General features: G+C 61.8%; 11 protein-coding genes. 7 read left to right on the top strand and 4 right to left on the bottom strand.

Annotated elements, in window-relative coordinates:
• The first annotated feature begins 6 nt into the window (after nucleotides 1–6).
• The 3 genes from D460_RS0112950 to D460_RS0112940 all read left to right on the top strand — a co-directional run bounded on the left by D460_RS0112950 (nucleotide 7) and on the right by D460_RS0112940 (nucleotide 13509).
• Nucleotides 7–735, top strand: a complete 729-nt coding sequence (locus D460_RS0112950; RefSeq protein ID WP_018898980.1) for a thioredoxin family protein — start codon at nucleotides 7–9, stop codon at nucleotides 733–735.
• Nucleotides 736–809: 74 nt separating this feature from the next.
• Nucleotides 810–1589: a VOC family protein gene (locus D460_RS0112945; protein ID WP_018898979.1), complete on the top strand. Its 780-nt coding sequence runs from the start codon at nucleotides 810–812 to the stop codon at nucleotides 1587–1589.
• Between the two features lie 256 nt (nucleotides 1590–1845).
• A complete protein-coding gene (locus D460_RS0112940) occupies nucleotides 1846–13509 on the top strand; it encodes a cadherin domain-containing protein (RefSeq protein ID WP_018898978.1) in 11664 nt (3887 codons plus the stop codon).
• 366 nt (nucleotides 13510–13875) lie between these two features.
• Here the strand turns inward: D460_RS0112940 and D460_RS0112935 are convergent, their stop codons facing one another.
• Nucleotides 13876–14502, bottom strand: coding sequence for a GGDEF domain-containing protein (locus D460_RS0112935; RefSeq protein ID WP_018898977.1), 627 nt, complete (start codon nucleotides 14500–14502; stop codon nucleotides 13876–13878).
• A 454-nt stretch (nucleotides 14503–14956) separates the two neighbouring features.
• Here D460_RS0112935 and D460_RS0112930 point away from each other — a divergent pair, with 454 nt between their 5' ends.
• From D460_RS0112930 to D460_RS0112915, 4 genes are read left to right on the top strand one after another with little or no spacing between them, the layout of a single operon-like run.
• On the top strand, nucleotides 14957–16318 hold the full coding sequence (locus D460_RS0112930; RefSeq protein WP_018898976.1) for a TolC family outer membrane protein: 1362 nt from the start codon (nucleotides 14957–14959) through the stop codon (nucleotides 16316–16318).
• A gap of 20 nt (nucleotides 16319–16338) precedes the next feature.
• Complete coding sequence (locus D460_RS0112925) at nucleotides 16339–18750, top strand: type I secretion system permease/ATPase (protein ID WP_245267741.1); 2412 nt, start codon at nucleotides 16339–16341, stop codon at nucleotides 18748–18750.
• Complete coding sequence (locus tag D460_RS0112920; RefSeq protein ID WP_018898974.1) at nucleotides 18747–20036, top strand: HlyD family type I secretion periplasmic adaptor subunit; 1290 nt, start codon at nucleotides 18747–18749, stop codon at nucleotides 20034–20036. Before D460_RS0112925 ends, D460_RS0112920 begins: the two co-directional genes overlap by 4 nt.
• A gap of 2 nt (nucleotides 20037–20038) precedes the next feature.
• Nucleotides 20039–20698 (top strand): ribbon-helix-helix domain-containing protein, encoded by a 660-nt coding sequence (locus D460_RS0112915; protein ID WP_018898973.1) that lies wholly within the window; start codon nucleotides 20039–20041, stop codon nucleotides 20696–20698.
• Between the two features lie 6 nt (nucleotides 20699–20704).
• Here D460_RS0112915 and D460_RS0112910 read toward each other — a convergent pair whose 3' ends face one another.
• From D460_RS0112910 to D460_RS33010, 3 genes are all read right to left on the bottom strand, one after another.
• Nucleotides 20705–21097, bottom strand: coding sequence for a GFA family protein (locus D460_RS0112910; protein ID WP_018898972.1), 393 nt, complete (start codon nucleotides 21095–21097; stop codon nucleotides 20705–20707).
• An 82-nt stretch (nucleotides 21098–21179) separates the two neighbouring features.
• Nucleotides 21180–21632: a hypothetical protein gene (locus tag D460_RS33015; RefSeq protein WP_018898971.1), complete on the bottom strand. Its 453-nt coding sequence runs from the start codon at nucleotides 21630–21632 to the stop codon at nucleotides 21180–21182.
• A 4-nt stretch (nucleotides 21633–21636) separates the two neighbouring features.
• On the bottom strand, nucleotides 21637–21930 hold the full coding sequence (locus tag D460_RS33010; protein WP_051110791.1) for a type II toxin-antitoxin system Phd/YefM family antitoxin: 294 nt from the start codon (nucleotides 21928–21930) through the stop codon (nucleotides 21637–21639).
• Nucleotides 21931–22071: the final 141 nt, after the last annotated feature.

Here is a 22071-nt window from a genome sequence, read left to right as displayed (position 1 = left end):
CACACGATGCAGAACCAAGTCGTTTCCCGCGAAGAATGGCTCGAAGCCCGCCGCGCGCTGCTTCTCAAGGAGAAGGAAGCAACGCATCTGAGGGACAAGGTCAATGCCGAGCGCATGGCGCTTCCCTGGGTAAAGGTCGAGAAGGACTATGCCTTCGACACGCCAGATGGCAAGAGATCGCTCAGCGAGCTCTTCGATGGCCGCAGCCAGCTGATCATCTATCATTTCATGCTCGGTCCCGACTGGGAGGCCGGCTGTCCCGGTTGCTCGTTCCTGTCCGACCATGTCGATGGCGCGCTGCCGCACCTGAACAACCACGATGTCACCTGGGTCGCCGTTTCCCGCGCCCCTGTCGCCAAGATCGAGGCCTACAAGACCAGGATGGGCTGGAAGTTCCCCTGGGTATCCTCGGCATCGAGCGACTTCAACTTCGACTATCACGTGTCGTTCAGCCCGGAAGATCTCGGCAAGGATAAAGTATTCTACAACTTTACTTCGATCCCGCCGGAAGATGCCAATGACGAACTGCCGGGATTGAGCGCCTTTTATAAAAACGAGAAAGGCGAGATCTTCCACACATACTCCAGCTACGCCCGCGGCCCGGAAGAGCTGATCGGCACGCTGATGATCCTCGACCGCGCCCCGAAGGGCCGCAACGAGGACTCGACGATGAACTTCGTCAAGCGCCACGACGAATATGCTGAGGCGCCCAAGACGTCATCCTGCTGCCACTGAGGCCTGAGATCATGGGCTCCTGAGATCATCAGCGCCCATATCGACGCAACGAAGAACGTGAAAGGGAGATCACGATGTCGGAGACCCACGGCAAGTTCATCTGGTGCGAATTGATGACGCCCGATACCAAGGGCGCCAAGGATTTCTACACAAAGGTCGTCGGCTGGACGACCAGCGAAATGACCGTCCCCGGCATGCCGCCCTATAATATCTTCGAGGCCGATGGCGTCGGCCGCGCCGGCATGATGGTCTTTCCCGCAGAGCTTGAAGGCACCGGCATCCCGCCGAACTGGACCGGCTATGTCGCCGTCGACGATGTCGATCAGAGCGCCCGGGATTTCGCCGCCAATGGCGGCTCCGTCCGCCGCCCGCCGGAGGATATCCCCGAAATCGGCCGCTTCGCCGTGGTCGCAGACCCGCATGGCGCCGTGATCTGCATCATGACACCGGCCCCGATGGACACCCCGCCGCCCGAGGCCGCGATGGGCGCGCCGGGCACGCTCGGCTGGAGCGAACTCTACGCCGGCGATGGCGGTGAGGCCTTCACCTTCTACGAAAAGCTCTTCGGCTGGACCAAGGACCATGACTTCGACATGGGCCCGATGGGCGTCTACCGCATCTTCGCCGAGCACGGCACGCCTGTCGGCGGCATGATGACCAAGCCGGAGAATGTGCCGATGCCGGCCTGGGCCTATTACTTCAACGTCCCCGCCATCGATTCCGCCATCGAGCGGGTCAAGGCCGGCGGCGGCCAGGTCGTCAACGGCCCGATGGAAGTGCCCGGCGGCAGCTGGGTGATACAGGCGATCGACCCGCAGGGCGCCTTCTTCTGCCTCGTGGCGCCGGCCCGCTGAGGCCTGGCAAGCCTTCTTGCAAACACCTGAAACACGCTCGAATCGGCCCCGGAAACGGGGCCGCTTTGCTGTGGCCGAATAGCCTCTATCGTTCTATTTTTATTAGAATTTTACCGACTAAGCGGTTTTGCGGTTAACCGTTCTTAAACATTTCTGGGTGGATGCATAACCGGCTATATCGGCGCCTATAAGGCAGTATTGCTTTTGTATCTTCGGCAGAATTATTTGGCCTCAGTTTCTCATTGGGGTATTTTGTATGTCTATCGAAGATTCTCGCATCTCTGTCGTTGAAAATGAAAACGCATCGCATGACTTGATCTCCGATATTCATCAGGACGCCCGCCTGCAGACTTCCGCCCGTGATGGCGTCGAGGTCGCACAGGCCGATACCACTCAGCCGGCCGACCAGCAGGGCGCCCAGTCGACTGAAACGACCGGCCGCTTGCCGGCAGCCCAGGAAGCCGCTGCAGCCGCACCGGCAGGCCAGGTTGTCCCGGATCAGAACAACATCGCCCACCTGCCGGCCGGCACCGCGATCGACGATATCCACGTCCGCGGCAACGACCTCGTCCTCGTCCAGGCCGATGGCACCGAGATCGTCATCGTCAACGGCGCGCTCCACGTTCCGACCTTCCTGCTCGGCGAAGTCGAGCTGCCGCAGCAGGCCGTGATCGCGGCTCTCGAGCAGAGCAACATCAACGTCGCCGCCGGCCCCGACGGCTCCTACTCCGCCAGCTCCTCCCCCTCGAGCTCCGGCGCCAACTTCCAGGACACGACACCCGGCAACGGCGGCGCGCCAACGCAGCTCGCTTCGCTGCTGGCCGATACGCAGCAGCCGGACTTCACGCCCGAGCGCACGCCTGATCTCAACAACGATACCCCGACGGCACTTGCCAATGCCGTGGTCCTGCTCGACGACAGCTCGCTGCCTGGTGGCAACGGCGAAGCCACGCTCCTCAACACCACTGGCACGCTCGGCTTCCTCTCCGGCAACGACGGCATCGGCTCCGTGCTCTTGACCGGCGCCGGCCTCGCCACGTCGCCTGCAGGCGAAGGCTCCTTCTTCCAGGCCGTCGGCGCCGATGGCCGCAGCATCGTGATCTCGCAGGTCCAGCATGGCACTAACGTCACGGTTCTGACCGTCACGCTCAGCGACACCACCTCCGGCATCTACACGATCGTCCAGAACGCCGCGATCCAGCACGCGGCCGGCCAGGGCGAAAACACCCAGGCCTTCACCATCGGCTACCAGGTCAAGGATCAGGACGGCGATATCGCCAACGGTACGCTGACGCTGAACGTCAAGGATGACGTCATCGCCTGGAGCCCGTCGGAAGACAGCAACACGACAGTCGACGAGCATAATCTCGGCAACGGCGGTGAAACGCCGGTTCTGCTGCGCGAGGCCGTCTCCTCGTCATCCACGACCGCTTCCGGCGACCTTCACATCTCCTGGGGCGCCGACAACTATGACGTCGCAGGCGCCAATGACGGCGTCGGCCGCTCGCTCGTCTTCGCCTCGGCTGCAGGCGATACCTCCGCGCAAGTCGCCGCTATGTCGGCGGTCGATGCCAATGGCGAAACCGTTGCCCTGACATCGAATGGTATCGCGCTCACCTATTCCCTTTCGGATAACGGCACGACGCTCGTCGCCACCGCCGAAGGACAGCCGATCTTCACCGTCACGTTGAACGATGACGGCAGCGGCACCTACGAATTCACGCTGACCGGCCCGTTGGACAACAAGTTCAAGGGCACCGACGCGCTGACACTGACCTTCCATACCGTCGCCACGGATTCGGATGGCGATGCGGTCCCGGTCTATTTCTCCGTTGCGGTCGCCGACGACATTCCTGTGAATCCAAGCGATGCCACGCTGTCCGTCGACGAGCACAACCTTGCGTCCGGTGCGATCGAGGCGACGGGCCATGTGTCGGCGCTCGCGCCTGGCGCCGATGGCTACCAGGGTGGCTCGCTGGCCACGGCGATCCACTTCACGACGGTTCCTTCCGACCTGAAGACGACGGCAGGCGTTGCGATCGACGTGACGCAGTCGGGCAACGTGCTGACCGGTAAGGTCCACGACACCGGCGCCATCGCGTTTACGCTGACGGTCAATGCCGACGGCACTTACAAGTATGTGCAGAACGTTGCGCTGTCGCATCCGACGCAGGGCACCGACGTCAAGGAGATCGGCTTCGGCTTCACGATCACCGACGGTGACGGCGACGTCTCTGCGCCGGCGACGATCACGGTCAAGGTGACCGACGACGTGGCGGCACCGAACCAGATTGCCGATGCGACTGCAAACCATGTCGGCGAGATGGCGCTGACGACGAAGACGCCTGCCGACAACACGATCACCGGCAGCCTGATCGACGGCAACGCAGGCGACGGCGAGATCAACTTCGGCGCCGACGGTTACAAGACCGGCTCGCTCGCCTTCGACGGCATCGCCGGCCAACCTGCGGTGACCTCGCATGGGGATACGGTTCGCTACGTCCTCTCCGGCAACACGCTTTACGGCTATGTCAGCCCGATCGCGCTTTCGGCCAAATACGTTTCCGAACATTCGGGCGTGCAAGTATTCAAGGTTGTTCTGGACCCGGCGACGGCATCCTACAGCTTCACGCTTCTGAAGCCGCTTGACCACGTCAAGGGCGACGACCTGTCGCTTGGCTTCAAGCTGACGGCGCAGGATGGTGATACGGATGCGGTGAAGTTCACGCTGAACCTGCATGTCGATGACGCCAACCCAGTCGGCACGCAGGTCAACGACGTCAACACGACGATCGACGAGCATGCGATCCTGACAGGCAATCCGCTGGATGAAGTGCGCATCGGCTCTGTGGTCGAAGGCTTCCTGTCGAACGGCGCGGTCGACTTCGGACCCGACGGCTACAAGGCGGGCTCGCTGAGCTTCGGCGCGCTGGTCAACCAGCCGCAGTTGACGTCCGGCGGTGCGGTGGTTCACTACGTCGTCGTCGGCAACACGCTTTACGGCTATGTCGGCGCAGACCCGCAGGCCGGCCATGTTCCCTCGCAGGGCTCGCAGGTGTTCACCCTGTCGCTGGCGCCCGCGCTCGGCGGCTACGTCTTCGAACTGAAGGGCGCGATCGACCACCTGGGCGACGACGCCGTCGCAAAGGAACTGAGCTTCGCGCTCACAGGCAAGGATTACGACGGCGACACCGTCAACATCGAGCTGCAGTTCCATATCAAGGACGACATCCCCACGATCGGCGCGCCGACGCTCGGCCATGCCGCTGAAGTCGGCTCCTCGCAGATCCTCGCCAACGGCACCTTCGAGCACGACAGCCTGGCAACCGGCCCGAAGGACGTGCACGAGGACTCCAACGGCAACTACAGCTACAACGCCCCGACCGGCTGGACCATCACCGGCGGCGTCGGCGGCCTGTTCGCACCGGCAACATCGATCGTCTCGGCTGAAGGTCACGATGGCGGCAACGTCGTCTGGCTGCGCGAAGGCGCAACGCTTGCCAAGGACACCGGCACGACGCTCGCCGCGGGCCAGGTCTATTCGTTGCATTTCGACGTCGGCAACCGCTCCGACCAGGCTTTTGGCGGCGGCGTCGCCAAGCTGATCGCCACCAACGGAAACCAGACGGTCGTGCTCTCCGAGGTCACGCTGACGGAACCGGCCGACGGCAAGTGGGGTTCGGTCGACCTGAACTCGCCTGTCATCGGTAGCGACTATGCCGGCTGGCAGCTGCGCGTCGAAATCACCCAGACGAGCGGCACCGGCGACCAGATCCTGATCGACGACGTCGAGCTGCGCCAGTTCACGCCGTCGGTCGCGACCGGCTCGCTCGGCATCAGCTGGGGTGCTGACAACAATGTCGACCTGCGCGGCGTCACCTTTGACGCGCAGCAGCCGACAGGCCTGACCTCTAACGGCGATGCGATCCACTACACGCTGTCTGCAAACAACACCCTGCTGACGGCGATCTCCGCCGATGGCCGCACCATCTTCACCGTCGAGCTGTCGAAGACGACGGGTCAGTACAAGCTGACGCTCATCGACACGCTCGACCATCAGTCGATACCCCAGGGCGGCCTGCAGTTCGCCTTCACCGCGACCGACGCCGATGGCGATCCGACCTCCAGCCACTTCACGGTCATCGTCGCCGACGACAAGCCTGTCCTCTCCAACGCGGACGGTATTTCACAGGCGCTGCTCTCTGAAAGCGGCATCGTGGCGGTCGGTACCCAGCCCGCCGGCACCGACGCCGGCCATGGCAACGTCGCATCCGGCAATCTGGCGGTTAATTTCGGCGCGGACGGCTTCGGCTCGACGGCCTTTGCCGGCGGCTTCACCGTGAACGGCGGCGCAAGCGGCTCGCTGGTTGCCGGCGGCGCCGGCGTCGACAGCGGCCTGACCTCCGACAAGCGTCCAGTCTTCTTTAGCCTCTCGTCCGACGCCCACACGATCGAGGGCCGCACCGCGAGCGGCGAAGTGGTGCTGCGCGCCGTCCTCAACCAGGGCGATGCCGGCTGGAAGGTTACGCTGCTCGGCAATATCGACCATCAGCCGGGCAATGCCGGGCGCGGCGCCGACCAAGCGCTCAGCTTCACCGTTGTCGCCAAGGACGGCGACGGCGACAGCGTCAACCTGACGCTTTCGACCACGATCCATGACGACAAGCCGGTGATCGCGGCGCCTGTCGATACCGGCCACCTCGCCGAGAGCGGCCTGCCTTTCGTATCGGTCGACAGCGGTTCGTTGCATGTCAATCTCGGCGCCGACAACAAGGCGGCGAACCATGTCGAGATCGGCCTGGACACCGATGGCAACCCTGTTATCAACGCCGGCCTGACCTCCGACCGCATTGCGCTTGAATACCTCGTCCGCCCGACCAACGGCGGCGACCAGGAAATCGTTGCCTTCAAGCACGGCGAGAGTGCCGACAACCCGGTCTTTATCGTTTCCGTCGTTCGTAACGGCACATTCGTTGCAACGCTGTTCCAGAACCTCGACCACGCGCCGGGCAGCGACACGCTGACGCTCAACCTCGTCGCCCGTGTCTATGACGGCGACGGCGATTATGTCGATCAGAAGTTCTCGGTCGTCGTGGCCGACAGCCAGCCGACAATCACCGGCCCGCTGCAGAACGTAAACCTACTCTCGAACGGCGATTTCACCGGCGGCACCTGGGCGCATACCGCAGACTGGGGCGCATGGGCGACGGAATCGACCGGCTGGAAGATTGAGGGCACCGCTCCCGGCCAGGCCGGCGTTCAGCTTGAAAAGATCGTCGGAACCTACTTCGGTCTCTCCGGAGCCAATAGCCACCCGATGGTCGATCTCGGCGCTTCGCCGGGCAATATCGCGATCTCGCAAAGCGTTGCCGGCCTGACGGCGGGCGACAAGTACACGATCAGCTTCCAAGTTGGCTCGCACGATCCAGACTCGTCGGCTCTTGAGGTTCATTGGAACGACAAGGTCTACTTCGTGCCGGTAACGGCTGAGATGAAGGTCGTAAGCCTTGATGTGACGGCGGGAAGCGGCAGCAATACGCTGACCTTCAAGGAGGTCGGCAACCCTGACGACAACACCGGCACCTATCTCGCCAATATCAGCCTGACGCATGGTGCTGCCGTTCCTGTCTTCACCGGCGCGACCGTCGAAGACAGCGGCGCGATCAAGTTCAACCTGCATGCAGGCACGGACTTCAATTTCGGCGCCGACGAGAAGGGCTCTGTGAACTTCGACACGACGCATATCACTATCTCGACGCCCTCGGGTACGACGATCACGCTCCCCACGACTGCTTACAGCTACGATGACAAGACCGGTGTCTTTACGATCAATCCTGGCTACAGCTTCGACGGCCTGAGCGAAGGCGAAGTCGCCAAGATCACCATCCCGTTCACTGTCACCGACGGTGACGGCGACAGCAAGTCGGCTGTTTACCAGCTGACCGTGACAGGCAAGAACGATATCGTGCGGACGTCTGAGGGTTTCCCGGACGGCGGCACGATCACCGAATACCAGGCGACCGATCCTCGCGCCGGCTCCACCACCGATCGCACAGTCTTCGACAACGCACCGAGTGGCGCTTCCGGCCACAACGGCGGCGGCTTCTATATCTATGACGACCAGGGCGACAAGCATTCGCTGACGATCAGCCCCGGCGGCACCGGCTATTTCGGCACCTTGACGGCTGTTGTCACCGAGGAGACCGCCAATGATGGTCGCGGCTGGGTCGACTGGAAGTACCATGTCGACGACGCGACGCTGAACAAGCTTGCCGAGGGCGAGACCCGCACGGAAGTGTTCCGCGTCACGGTCGACGACGGCCACGGCTCGACCACGTTCCGCGATATCACCGTCAAGCTCGTCGGCACCAACGACAAGCCGGTCTTCGACATCGTCGACCCCGCTAAAGGCTCCGTCATCGAGGACACCACCCCGACGGCAACCGGCACGATTGCCTTCACCGATGCCGACCTGATCGACACCCATACCGCGACCGTAACGGCGCCGCAGGGCCCGACCTACGGCACCTTCACGCTCGGCGCCGTGACCGAATCCGCCACCACGGCGGGCGGCAGCGTCGGCTGGACCTACAAGCTGAACAGCTCGGCTGAGGCTTTGGCTGAAGGCGACATTCGCACCGAGACCTACAAGGTCACGATCAACGACGGCCATGGCGGCGTGATCACCAAAGACGTGACGATCACCATCACCGGCACCAACGATGCCGCCGTGATCGGTGGAACGACGACGGGTTCGGTGACCGAGGACGTCGCGACCATCAACACTTCGGCACCGCTCTACAAGGAAGACTTCAGCTCCGACAGCTCGGCCAGCGGCTGGGGCAAGAACGCTCTCGTGCAGACCCGCGGCTTCTCGCAGCATCTCTCCGAAAACAACTTCGGCGATTACGATGGCCGGGAATCGATCTCCAAGACGATCACGCTTGCACCGGCCGGTTCCGCCGGCCCGGCCGTGGCCCAGATCGAGTTCGACTTCATCAAGATCGACAGCTGGGACAGGGGCGAGCAGCTCAAGGTCTACCTGAACAACGGCATGGCCTTCGCCTTCACGCCGAAGAACACCGGCAACGATGGTCTCGACGGCACCACGGGCACGTTTACGGTAGGCGGCATCACCGGCACCTATGTCATCACTTCGAGTGGTGTCGACACGCAGATGGGCGGCAGCGGCCTCTATCTCGACCGCATCTACCACATCAGCATCATTGCCGAGGGGGTCGGTAACAAGGTCACACTCGGCTTCGGCAACACCCTGAACGAGCACTACACCAACGAAGACTTCGGCATCGACAACATCGTGATCCGCGATGCGACCGCCGGCCAGCTCTTCACCCAGGGCAACCTGACGGTTGTCGACGTCGACCACGACCAGTCCGCCTTCATCGCCCAGCAGGCGACGGCAGGCAAATACGGCACCTTCACGCTGGATACGGCCGGCCACTGGACCTACACCGCCGACAACGCCAACCCTGATATCCAGGCGCTCAAGGCCGGCGCGAGCACGGTCGACAGCTTCACGGTACAGTCGATCGACGGCACGTCGAAGATCGTCACCGTGACCATCAACGGCACCAACGACGCGCCGACGGCGATTGCCCTGTCGAACAACACGGTCGACGAAAACGACGCCGGAGCCATCATCGGCAAGCTGACGACCACCGACAAGGATGTCGGCGACACCCATACCTACACGGTATCGGATGACCGCTTCGAAGTGGTCGACGGCTCCTTGAAGCTGAAGAACAACGTGTCGCTGGACTACGAAGCCAAGCACAGCATCGACATCACCGTCACATCGAAGGACAGCGGCAACCTCACGACATCGCAGACCTTCACCATCCAGGTCGGCGACGTCAATGAGAAGCCGACGACACCGATCGATAGCAACAAGAGCAACAACACCATCGCCGAAGGTGCGGCGAACGGCACGACGGTCGGTATCACCGCGAACGCAACCGATCCCGATGGCGACCAAGTCCGCTACAGTCTCGCGGACGATGCTGGTGGCCGCTTCAAGATCGACGCTAACTCAGGCGTCGTGACGGTGGCGAACGCTTCGCTCATCAACTACGAGGATGCGAGGTCTCACACGATCACCGTCCTGGCTTACGACGGCAGGGGCGAAAGCTCCACGCAGACCTTCACGATCAACGTCACCAATGTTGCTCCGTCGGGGCTTGCTGACACCGACAGCAGCAACAACACGGTTGCAGAAGGCGCTGCCAACGGCACGGTGGTCGGCATCACTGCCAACGCAACCGACGTCAATGGCGGCACGGTGACCTATTCGCTCTCCGACAGTGCCAGCGGTCGCTTCGCGATCGACAGCACGACCGGCGTGGTGACGGTCGCCAACGGCGCGCAGCTCAACTACGAGAGCGCAACCTCGCACTCGATCACCGTCGTGGCGTCCGATCCGAGTGGTGCTACAACCTCGAAGACCTTCATTATCGGGGTCAGCAACGTCGCGCCAAGCACGCCCATCGACTCCAACACCGCGAACAACACGGTCGCGGAAGGCGCTGCCACCGGCACGACCGTTGGCATCACCGCGAGTGCCGCGGATGTCAATGGCGGCACGGTGACCTATTCGCTGGTGGACAATGCAGGCGGTCGCTTCGCAATCAGCAGCACGACGGGTGTGGTCACGGTCGCCAACGGAGCGTTGCTCGACTACGAAACCGCGACGTCGCATTCGATCGTCGTCAAGGCTTCCGACCCGAGCGGCGCCTTCACCACCCAGACATTCACGATCGATGTCGGCAATGTCGCGCCGAGCACTCCGACCGACACCAGCAGCGCTGCCAATACTGTCCTTGAAGGGGCTGCAAACGGTACGCTCGTCGGCATCACCGCGAGTGCAACGGATGTCAACGGCGGCACGGTGACCTATTCGCTCGCCGATGATGCCGGTGGCCGCTTTGCCATCGACGGCAAGACGGGTGTGGTCACGGTCGCCAACGGAGCGTTGCTCGACTACGAAACCGCGACGTCGCACTCGATCGTCGTCAAGGCTTCCGATCCGAGCGGCCTTTACGCAGCCCAGACCTTTGTGATCGCGGTCGGCAACGTTGCTCCGAGCGCACCGGTTGACGCCGACACCACCAACAACACAGTCGCGGAAAACGCCGCGAACGGCACGCTGGTCGGCATCACCGCCAGCTCCTCGGACGTCAATGGCGGCACAATCACCTACACGCTGACCAATGACGCCCAGGGTCGTTTCAAGATCGACAGCACCACCGGCGTGGTGTCGGTCGCCAACGGCACGCTGCTCGACTACGAGACGGCGACCTCGCACACGATCACCGTCAAGGCGGCCGACGCTGCTGGTGCGTTCACGACCAAGGACTTCACGATCAACATCAGCGATGTCTACGAAGGCCCGGTCAACACCGCGCCGGATGCAGGTGGTCCGGTCAAGGTCATCACCGGCAATACCACGACCGCAATCCCGGACTGGGCGCTGCTTCACTTCGCCCGCGATGCGGATGGCGACACGCTGAAGATCACTGGTGCCAGCGCGACATCCTCGAACGATACTGCAAGCCATACCGGCAACGTTACGCAGGTGACGTTCAAGGATGGAGGTCAGAGCGGCGGATCGTTTAGCTATGTCGTCTCGGATGGCTCGCCGAAGGACACCGATACGGGTTCTGCCAGTGTCGTCCGTGCCACCGGTCCGCTTATCGGTTCGGCCGGCGCTGAAATTATCATCGCTTCCAACAACGGTACGACAATCGATGGAAAGGGCGGTGACGACATCATCATCGGCGGTTCGGGCGATGATGTGATCTATGCCTACAATGGCATGTTCAAGGTCGATGGCGGCGCCGGATCCGACACACTGCAGATCAACGGTGACAAGGCCATCGTCGATCTGTCTTCGACGGAGATTGTCAACGTCGAAAAACTGGTGGGTCAGGATGGCGGCAAGTCCGACTACAATCAGACGGTGACGCTTTCGGCCACGCAATGGGCCGGCTTCTCGAGCATCAACATGAACGACGGCACTGACACCGTGAACGTCAAGGTCACCGGCAACATGGATATCTCCGGTGCCTCGTCGACATCCGTCAACGGCGTCGAGATTGGTCATCTGGTCGGCAGCGATGGCAACGATACGATCACCCTGACAGGTGCTCAGTTGAACTCCATTCTGGTCGGTAGCGGCGACATCAATCTCGGTTCCGGCATTGACACGATCAATCTGACCTCAACGTCAAGCGATCTGAATAATCTGGACGACAACAGCCTGAAGGGTGTCGAAGTCATCTCAGCGTCCTCGGCGACATCTGGTGTGACCATCAATCTCTCCAGCCAGTCGGAAGGTTTCACGATCGTTGGCGGTAGCGGTGGCGATACGCTTGTCGGCGGCAACGGGAACGACATTATCATCGGAGGTGGCGGTGCCGATATCATGACTGGCGGCACGGGTGCTGACATCTTCAGGATCGCGGCCGGAGATTCGAAGCCTTCCATAGAATTGTCTAGCTCTATCTTTAGTTCGAGCTACTCGGTGACCGGTTACGATCAGATCACCGACTTCGATGCCAGCCAGGACAAAATCGAGCTTCCAAACAGCGGAAGCTTGAAGATTGCCGCTGATGTTTCGAAGGGCGATTTTGCCGATGTGACGCTCAAGGAAACCGCGCTCTTCGGCAATGGTGCCAGCTCGACAATTACGGGTCATTCCATTGTCAACGGCGTCGTTACCTTCAAGAGCGGCAACGGCAACGGCGTAGTCCCGATCAACTCGATGCTAGATTTGGCGGTGGCGGTAAAGTACCTGCAGGCGCTTGGGGACAACACGATCGTTGCCTTCAAGGCCATGCTCAAGGATGATGGCTCCAACAAGACGGTTGAACACACCTTCCTGTTTGAACACCAGACAGGATCCGACTACACCCTGGTCGATCTCAAGGGCTACTCGCTTCCGAACGATGGCTTGAAGTCTCTCTTCGGCACCACCACTTCCGCCATCGACCCCATCATCCTCGACCTCGACCACAACGGCGTCGCGCTCACCACCCTCGAGCATGGTGTCTCCTTCGACATCAATGCCGATGGTCACCAGGACAAGATCGCCTGGACGGCCGGCACGGATGGCATCCTGGCTTACGATGTGGATGGCAACGGCAAGATCGACAATGGCAGCGAGATCTTCTCGCCGCACTTTGCCGGCGGCAATTATGTCGATGGTCTTCAGGCGCTGGCGACGCTCGACAGCAACCATGATGGCAAGATCGATGCCAATGACGAGGCCTTCTCCAAGCTTCTCGTCTGGCAGGACCTGAACCACAATGGCATCAGCGATGCCGGCGAGCTTTCGAGCCTTGCCGATCATCAGATCGCCAGCCTGTCGCTCGATGCGCATGCGTCGGATAGCGCGATCAACGGTCAGGCGATTTTGGCCGATGGCAGCTACACGCTGACGGATGGCTCCACCGGCCACTTTGTCGAGGTTGCCTTCGATGCGACGCTCGGCAGTGCCGACGACAACCATGCCTACTCGCTGATCGGCAGCGATGGCGATGATATCCTGTCGGGCGCCGGCGGCATGTATACGCTGACGGGTGGCGCAGGCGCCGACACGTTCGTGCTCGATGCCGACGCGCTTTCGGACGTGAAGATCGCCGACGTGATTACGGACTACAAGGCCGGCGAGGGCGATACGCTCGACGTGTCGAAGCTCCTCGACAGCCTGCTCGGCCACCAGTCGACCGAAGCCGAGGCGCTCTCGAGCGTCAAGACGACGGTCCAGGGTGCCGACACGGTGGTCAGCGTCAACGCCAATGGCGGCTGGCACGACGTGGCGGTTCTCCAGAACACCACGGAAGCGGTCAAGATCCTGTTCGACGACAAGCACGACACCACCACCGCGCCGCATGTCGGCTAAGCGGTGACGGACAGGCGGAACGCTCCGCCTGACATGACAAGGGAAAAGGCGCGCGAGCGCCTTTTTCGCGTTTTGAGGGGGGATGTGAGGGGTGAGGGGAGCCCGTTCCCGATAGTGCTGTTCGAGGTATGGCGGATGGGTCGGGCGGTCGGTTGCTGCGGCCCGCCAGTTTGCGACCGATTGATGGCGAATGAAACCAAGCAGACTGTTTCCCGCGGAATAGCCGGTGGCGCCCTGATCCACGTCGTGGGTGGCGCCCGGCAGGGAGGGCGGCTTTCCTGCGCGCACCAATCGCTCCAAACGAAAAGAGGCGCCCGATGGCGCCTCAAGATCACGTCGCGATTATCACCTTGTCCGCCGCAGTCCTCAGGCCGCCGGCAGTCTCGAGATCGGCACGATCTCGTCGCCCTCTCCGCCGCCGCGGTCCATGGCCATCTCGTCGGCCAGCTGGCGGATGTGGTTGAAGTCGGTCGGGCCGTCGAAAACCGCGCCGCCGAGGCGGATGTCAAGCGAAAGCGGTGCGTCGCCGGCGGTAAATGCCGCCTGTTCGCAGCGGCGGCGAATGCGCATGCCGACATCCTGGGCGTTCTCGATGGTCGCGCCGGGCAGGAACACGCCGAGCTCATTTGTGGCGAGGCGCGCAACGAGGTCGCCCGAGCGCACCGAGGATTGGGTGATCGCGGCAAGCGACTGCATCACGGTATCGGCCCATTGCGGCCCGTAGCGGCGGCTGATGGCGTCGAGCGTGTCGATGACAACAGCGATCATCACGCCGCCCGCATCAGTAGAGATTCGCTTGCGGCGGTCGATATAGTGTTCGACGGCGGCCGCGAAGGCTGTTCCGTTGAGCGCCTTGGTAACGCTGTCGTGCCGCTGAGAATAGTTAACGGCATCCTGCAGTTTTCTGAGCTCGTTATTCTTGATCTGCAGCATCATCAGCAGCGGAAATGCAACAAAAAGCGAAATAGCGGTGGCTCCGACGAATCCAACCAAAAATGGTCGCTCCGGCATCAGAAGGTTTAAGATAAGTAAAAAACCGACCGAGCAGGCCGCGAAGCAGATCGAAACGATCGCGGCAATGCGGAGAGCGGAAAGGTTTGTTGCGGATTGGTAACTCTGACGGAATTTCATCGCGGGGCAGGTCCCTGTGGAAGTAACGGCAGATAAACACGGACGGGAAAAGTTGGCGTTAAAAAACCCTGTAAAATTCTAGCTTTAGCGCTTGATACTAGGGAATTAACCGTCTCCGCAGGAAAGACCTGTACCGGAATTGGAATGTGGAAAAATAGGTGTTACTTGTTTGCCGAATGAAAGCGTTCGGTATACGGGTTCACTCGGTGAATTTAGATGTTGAGGGGCATCCGTCTTGTTTAAAACCAAAAGCATTATTGCAGCATTGTCTGCCACTGTTGCTCTGAATTTCTCGTTCTTCGTTGACGCTAACGCGATGTCTTTGCAGCAAGCCATCGAAACGACGATGAAAACCAATCCGCAGATACTTCAGGCTGCAAAAGACAAAGAAGCAATCGAGTTTGAACTTCGCCAGGCGCGTGGGCTTTACTTGCCGTCGGTTGATCTGGAGAGCGGCATCGGCCGCCGCCGGTTGTCGAATTCGACCACGGGCACGCTGACCTCGAACCATGATTACCTGTCGCCCGGCGATGTCGGCGTGACGGTCACGCAGACGCTGTTTGATGGCGGCGCGCGCAAGTCGCAGGTCGATCAGCAGGCCTCGCGCGTCGATGGCGCCTCCTTCCGGGTCCTCGAGCGCTCCGAAGCGCTGGCGCTCGAAGTAACCCAGGACTACCTGGAATATATGCTGCAAAACCAGATCGTTGCCGCCGCGAAGGAAAACGTCTCCTTCCACACGGCGATGGTCGGCGATATCAATGAAAGCATCAAGGGCGGCGCGCTCACCGATGCCGACCGTCTTCAGGGCAGCGAACGTCTGCAGGCCGCCAAGGCCCGCATGCGCGAAGCGCTCGAAGAACTGGAAGCAACGAAGATCCGCTTCATGAAGGCCGTCGGCCAGCCGATCGTCACTGCCCAGACCCCGCCATCGGTCGCCAAGTATATCCCGAAGACGCTCGACGATGCACTGTTCGTCGCAAACAAGAACAGCCCGCGCATCTTCTCCGCCAACGCCGATGTTGACGCGGCCGATGCCGGTGTTCGCGGCGCCCGCGCCAATTACCTGCCGAAGGTCAATCTTGAGGGTACTGCCCGCGTCGGTAACGACATCGATGGCGATGAAGGCAACACCAACGATTACCAGGTGCGCGTCGTCGCCCGCTGGAACCTTTATCGCGGCGGCATCGATGTCGCCCGCGAGCAGGAACAGATCCGCCGCGCCGGCGAAGAGCGCTATGCGCTTGCCCAGGTGCAGCGCGAGGTGAAGGAATCGGTCAGCTCCGCCTGGAACGAACGCGTCAGCCGCGGCGAACTGTCGGGCATTCTTGCCAAGCAGTCCTCGATCAACAACCAGCTGGTCGGTTCGTACCGCGAGCAGTTCAAGGTCGGCCAGCGCTCGCTGCTCGACGTGCTCGACGCGCAGAACACCCGCTTCAACACCAAGGTGCTGGCTGATACCGCCCGTGTTGCCTCGCTGTTTGCGGAATACAAGATCCTCGCCGCATCCGGCAATCTGCTTCAGACCATGAAGCTGAAGCCGCTGGATCAGGCCAAGCCTTACGCACGAGAAGAGTTCGCTGTTCCAGCGGCCGCTCAGAATCCCGGATATGCCGAAGTCGACTCTCATCAGAAGGCTGGCATGCCTATGGACCTGCTGGCGCCGATCCGGCAGCAGTAGTAGTCAGGTGACCATAGAACATGCGGAACGTTGCATCTGAGACGAACGGCAGCATGCCGCTTCAAACATTCAAGGCCGCGTTCAAGTCCGTGGCAGCGTTCTATGGTCGACCAAGCTCCGATACGGTGCTCTTCTCCGGTCTTCCGGATGAGATCACCGAATCGCTTGAGGGCGATGATGTCGAGCAGATGGCCGAGCGCATCGGCCTGCAGGTCATCAAGCATCCGGAGCGCGATTGCCGGCTGGGCAATTTCGATTGTCCCGCCATCGTCGCCTTCGCCGATGGCGGCGTTCTCCCGCTGCTGGAGATGGCCGAGGACGGCTCCTACATCACCGACATCGTTCCCGTCGCCGGCGTTTCCTCGCGCCTGTCGCGCGAGGACCTGATCGCGCTGAAGCCTGAGACGGCTTTCGCCTTCACGCTCTACTATCAGAACGCGTCGGAAGAGGCGCTGGTCGGCAATGCCGTCGAGATCGAAAAGCGCCACTGGCTGGCAACGACGCTGGCGCCTTATTGGCGCACCTATGTCCGCGTCATGGTGGCCGCGCTCTTCATCAATCTGATCGCGCTCGGCTCGCCACTGTTTACGATGAACGTCTATGACCGCGTTCTGCCCAACAAGGCGATCCCGACGCTCTGGGTTCTCGCCGCCGGCATCACGCTTGCCTATCTCTTTGATTTCCTGCTGAAAACCGCGCGCTCCTCGCTGATCGATTATGCTGGCCGCAAGGCCGATCTGCGCCTGTCGCAGATGCTGTTCGACAAGGTACTGAACTCGACACTGGCCTCGCGCCCGATGTCGACCGGCGAATATGCCAACCGCGTCACGCAGTATGAGTTCGTCCGCGAATTCTTCACCTCGAACACGATCGGCGTCATCATCGACAGCCTCTTCGTCTTCATCTTCCTTGCCGTCATCTATCTCATCTCGGGCTGGCTGGTCGTCATCCCCGCCGTCGCCTTCGTGCTCTCGGTCGTGATCGGTCTTTACGCCCAGGCCGCCATCGGCAAGCGCATGGCGACCGCCGCAAACGAGGCCTCGCGCCGCCAGTCGCTGCTGGTCGAAACCATCTCGACGATCGAGACGCTGAAGAGCCTGCGCGCCGAAGCCACCATGCTGCGCCGCTGGCAGGAACTGACGAAATATTCCAGCCGCACCAGTGAAGAGATCAAGCACGTCTCCACCAATGCCATCAACATGACCATGTTCGTGCAGCAGATGGTGAGCGTTCTGATCGTCATCGCCGGCACCTACGAATTCTCGGAAGGCCGCATCGCCATGGGCGCGATCGTCGCGACCGTCATGCTCGCAAGCCGCGCCGGGGCGCCGCTTGGCCAGATCGCCATGACGCTGGCGCGCTTCCGCCAGGCTACCATGTCGCTGCGCATCCTCGACAAGATCATGGAACAGCCCGATGACCGCCCCTCGACGGTCGGCTTCGTCAATCGCGAGATCACCCGCGGCGCCTTCTCTTTCCAGGATGTCTCGTTCCAGTATCCGGGTTCGGATTATCCCGTCATCAACAAGCTGTCCTTCAACGTTAATCCCGGCGAGCGCATCGGCATCATCGGCCGCATCGGCTCCGGCAAGACCACGCTGGGCCGCCTGCTCGATGGCCTCTTCGCGCCGTCGGGCGGCCGCGTTTTGATCGATGGCGTCGATATCCGCCAGTATCACATGGCCGAAGTGCGGGCCAACGTTGCCGTCGCCGGCCAGTCCTCCGATCTCTTCTCGGGAACGGTGAAGGAAAACCTTCTGCTCGGCCGCGCCGACGCCACCGATGAGGACCTGCTCGAAGTCGCCCGCATGACTGGCGTCGACGAGTTCGTCGGTACCCATCCGCGCGGCTTCGACATGCCCGTCGGCGAGCGTGGCAGCAATCTGTCGAGCGGCCAGAAGCAGGCGCTCACCATTGCCCGTCTCCTGCTCACCCGCCCCAAGGTCGTCTTCCTCGACGAGCCCTCGGGCGCCATGGACCTCGCGACCGAGCGCAACCTGATCGCCCGTCTCTCCAAGGCCTTCGATCGCAAGACCACGCTGATCATCGCTACCCATCGCTACAGCATGCTGGATCTCGTCGATCGCCTGATCGTTATCGACAAGGGCCGCATCATTGCCGATGGTCCGAAGCAGGCCGTCATCGAAGCCATGCAGCGCAAGCCCGGCCCACCCCCGGCGGCCGTGGCCCCGCAGGCTGTGCCGGTCGCAAGGCAGGCTCCTGTCACGCCGGTCGCCATGTCCGTCGCTCCGGTCACCTCGGTCGCGCCGGCCCCTGCAGGCTCCGCCGCCATGCCGGTTGCCCAGGTGGCGACGGCCGCGCCCGCCCACGCGCATCCGATCCCGCTCGCGTCAGTCGCCTCCGGCGCGCCTGTCGGCCCGGCGACGGCCGCAAACGTGACGCCGATCGTACCGGGGGTTAAGCTGTCATGAAGAACAAGCACGACAACCCGCCCTTTCTCGCCCGCGCCATTCTCGGCCTCGTGGCGCTCGTCATCGCCAGCTTCGTTGCCTGGGCGGCGATCGCCAAGATCAACGAGATCGCCCGTGGCGAAGGCAAGGTTATTCCCGTCTCGAAGACGCAGATCATCCAGTCGTCGGAACCCGGCGTCGTCCAGCAGATCGCCGTCGTTCTCGGTCAGGTCGTGCGCAAGGGCCAGCTCTTGGTCCAGCTCGACAACACCACCACCACCTCGACGCTCGGTGAATCGGTCGCCAAGGCCCGCGCGCTCGGCGCCAAGGTGGCGCGCCTGAAGCTCGAGGAAGAGGGCAAGTACGACGAGCCCTATAATTGCCCTGAGGATATTCTGGCCGTCGCCAAGGAAGTCTGCGCCAACGAAGCCCAGCTTTTCGCCGCCGATCGGGCCAGCTACACCAACAAGCTCGGCGTGCTGAAAGAGCGCGTCCGCCAGCGCGAAAACGAGCTCAGCGAGGCTCACGCCAATATCGACCGCCTGACGCAGAACATCGACGGCGCCCAGCGCCAGTACGACCTGATCAGCCCGCTCGCCAAGAAGAAGCTGGTGGCCGAGACCGAAGTCTTGAAGACCGAGCGCGATCTCACGGATCAGCAGGGCCAGCTCAAGGTCTATCAGGAAAGCATCGATCGCCTTCAGGCCGCCGTGCAGGAAGCCAAGCTGCAGCTCGGCGATCTCGCGCTCGAACTGCGCCAGCAGGCGCTGACGGATAAGGCGCAGGCGCTGGCCGAGCTCTCGGTCGTCGACGAAACCGTGCGCGGTGCATCCGATCGCGTCAAGCGCACCGACATCCGCTCGCCGGTCGATGGCATCGTCAACACGCTCGAGGTCAACACCATCGGCGCCTATGTCGATCCCGGCCGCGTCATCGCCGGCATCGTTCCGACGGCCGATACGCTGCTCGTCGAGGCCAAAATCTCGCCGCGCGACGTCGCCTTCATCCGCCGTGGCCAGCCGGCCATCGTCAAGATCACGGCTTACGACTTCTCCATCTTCGGCGGCCTCGAAGGCATCGTCGAAAACATCTCGGCCGACAGTCTGGTGGAGAAGGAAAAGGGCGAGACCTACTATCTCGTGCAGGTCAAAACCGACAAGTCGGAGCTCACGCGCGACGGCAAGACCTATCCGATCATCCCGGGCATGGTCGCCTCGGTGGAAATCATGACCGGCAGCAAGACCGTGCTCAGCTATCTCATGAAGCCGATCAACAAGGCGCGCACCGAAGCGCTGACGGAGCGCTGACCATGCTGATCGTCAAGCCCGGAATTCAAGACGCAACCGATCTCGAACCATCAGACGAGCAACTGCCCGCGATCGATGCCGAAGAGATCGAGCCGCGTTTCCGGGCTGTGGCGGGTCGTGGCGGCGAGCGTCGTGGCATCCGGCTGGAGCGCATCTATTGGGACGGCCTCAGCCGCATGTCGGCCTCCGGCAAGATGTCGACCGCCGATCTCGTGCACTACACCGCCTCGCAGATGCCGGAATCCGGCAATCTCGCCTCGCTTCTGCGCGTGCTCAGCCTCAAATGGGCGCTGCGCCGGCTGGATACGGTCGAGGACATTTCCTCGCTCGCCAATGTCAACGCCATCATCCAGGCCTCGCCGTCGCCGGCGATCCTTTTGACGCATGAAAAGAAGGTGCAACTCTTCAACGACGCCTTCCTGTCGATGCTGCGCCAGCGCCTGCCGCTCGGCGATCTCGCGCAGCTGACCAAGAGCCTGCGTTTCTCGATCGATACCCAGATCGAGGAAGCCATCGCCACCCTGTCGCGCAACAAGGGCAAGACGCTGGCGACAGGCTTCACCATCACTGTCGGCAACCAGACGATGAAGGGCCAGATCAACCTGGCTTTGGCGCCCACGCACGAGAAGTCGATGCTGATCGGCTATATCTCCCGCTACTGATCCACCTCAATCCTCGAAACGCCCCGCCGCATCCCGGTCGCGCTCGTATCGATGCTTCAACGGAAACGCCGGAAGCCACCCCTCGCGGCGGATGGTCCACAGCTCATAGCTCGGCTGAAACTGGTCCTTCTGATCGAGCGACCCGAGATTGACCTCGACCTCATCGCCGCTCCGCCCAAACACCGGCGACCCGCAACGCGGGCAGAAAAAACGCCCATTATACTCCCCCGTCTCCCCTTCGACCCGCACTGCGTCCTCTGGAAAGATCGCCGACGCATGAAACAGCGCCCCATGATGCTTGCGGCAATCCATGCAATGACAGATGCCGACCCGATAGGGTGCACCGGATAAAGCCAAACGAACGCGGCCGCAGAGGCATCCCCCGGTAACTTCGCTCATTGCCGTTTCTCCTCAGTAAGCGAATCCTGGAAGCCAAACGGCGTCGCAGCGCAAAAGTTCGCAATCATGCTGCAAGCCTTGGCTACAAGGTTCGTTTCGTCAGCCTCATGCGATCGAGCCTGTAGCTCTCATGGAAATGGTTCTTGACCAGATTGAACCAGTCTTCAGGCAACGCGCCGAGCACGCAGGTGTCTTCGACGATCCGGCGCTGGGATATCCATTGCGCCGGGCGCAGGTCCGGACCTGGCCAGACGAAAGCGTTGACCTCGTCGGTGTAGATCCATTGCGGTCTGGCATCGAGCCCGATGTGGTGGCGCAATTTCGCGGGCACCTCGAGCGCTCTGCGGCCCTCTGGCGGTCGCATATGGGAAATGCCAAGCGCATAGACGAATGTCGACCCGAGTTCGTCACGCGTCGATAGGATCAGCGCGGTCGGATAAACCTTCTCGCCGTCCTGCCGTGACTTGGCCTTGCTGGCCCACAGATATTCGTAGGCAACGACATGACCGATGGGCGGCAGGGCGGGGATTTTCATCGCGTCATCGCTTCCGCTTGGGTGACACGTCTTCCTCTTCGATATCAGGCAGGTCATCCAGATTGTAAGGCGTGTCGGTCTCCACGCGCGCCTGCATGATCAGGTCTACTTCGCTTTCCGACAGAGCGCCCACGGGAAGCGAAACCCTGAAACGCTCCCAAAGCTGATGAAACATCTCAGCCGAGACGAGGTAGGCTGTCGGCCTGCCGTATTTGGTGATCTCGACCGGCGCCTGGTGGACCTTGTCGTGCCACTCGCCAAAATTCTTCTGAAACTCCGAAGCAGGGACACGCGGCATGTTGGCCTCCATTTTCCGTAACATCCGTAACATACACAAGATCGGGACGTTTCTCAAACGGCGCAAAAAGTTTCAGGGGAGGGCACGTTTCGCCTCTGTAAAGATATTCACCCATGTGGTTGACTATCGGTCGGATATACG

The sequence above is a fragment of the Rhizobium sp. 2MFCol3.1 genome (genome assembly GCF_000377565.1).
Lineage (GTDB): Bacteria > Pseudomonadota > Alphaproteobacteria > Rhizobiales > Rhizobiaceae > Rhizobium.
The sequence above is the reverse complement of the archived record's forward strand: the minus strand, read 5'-3'. Positions and strand labels throughout refer to the sequence as shown.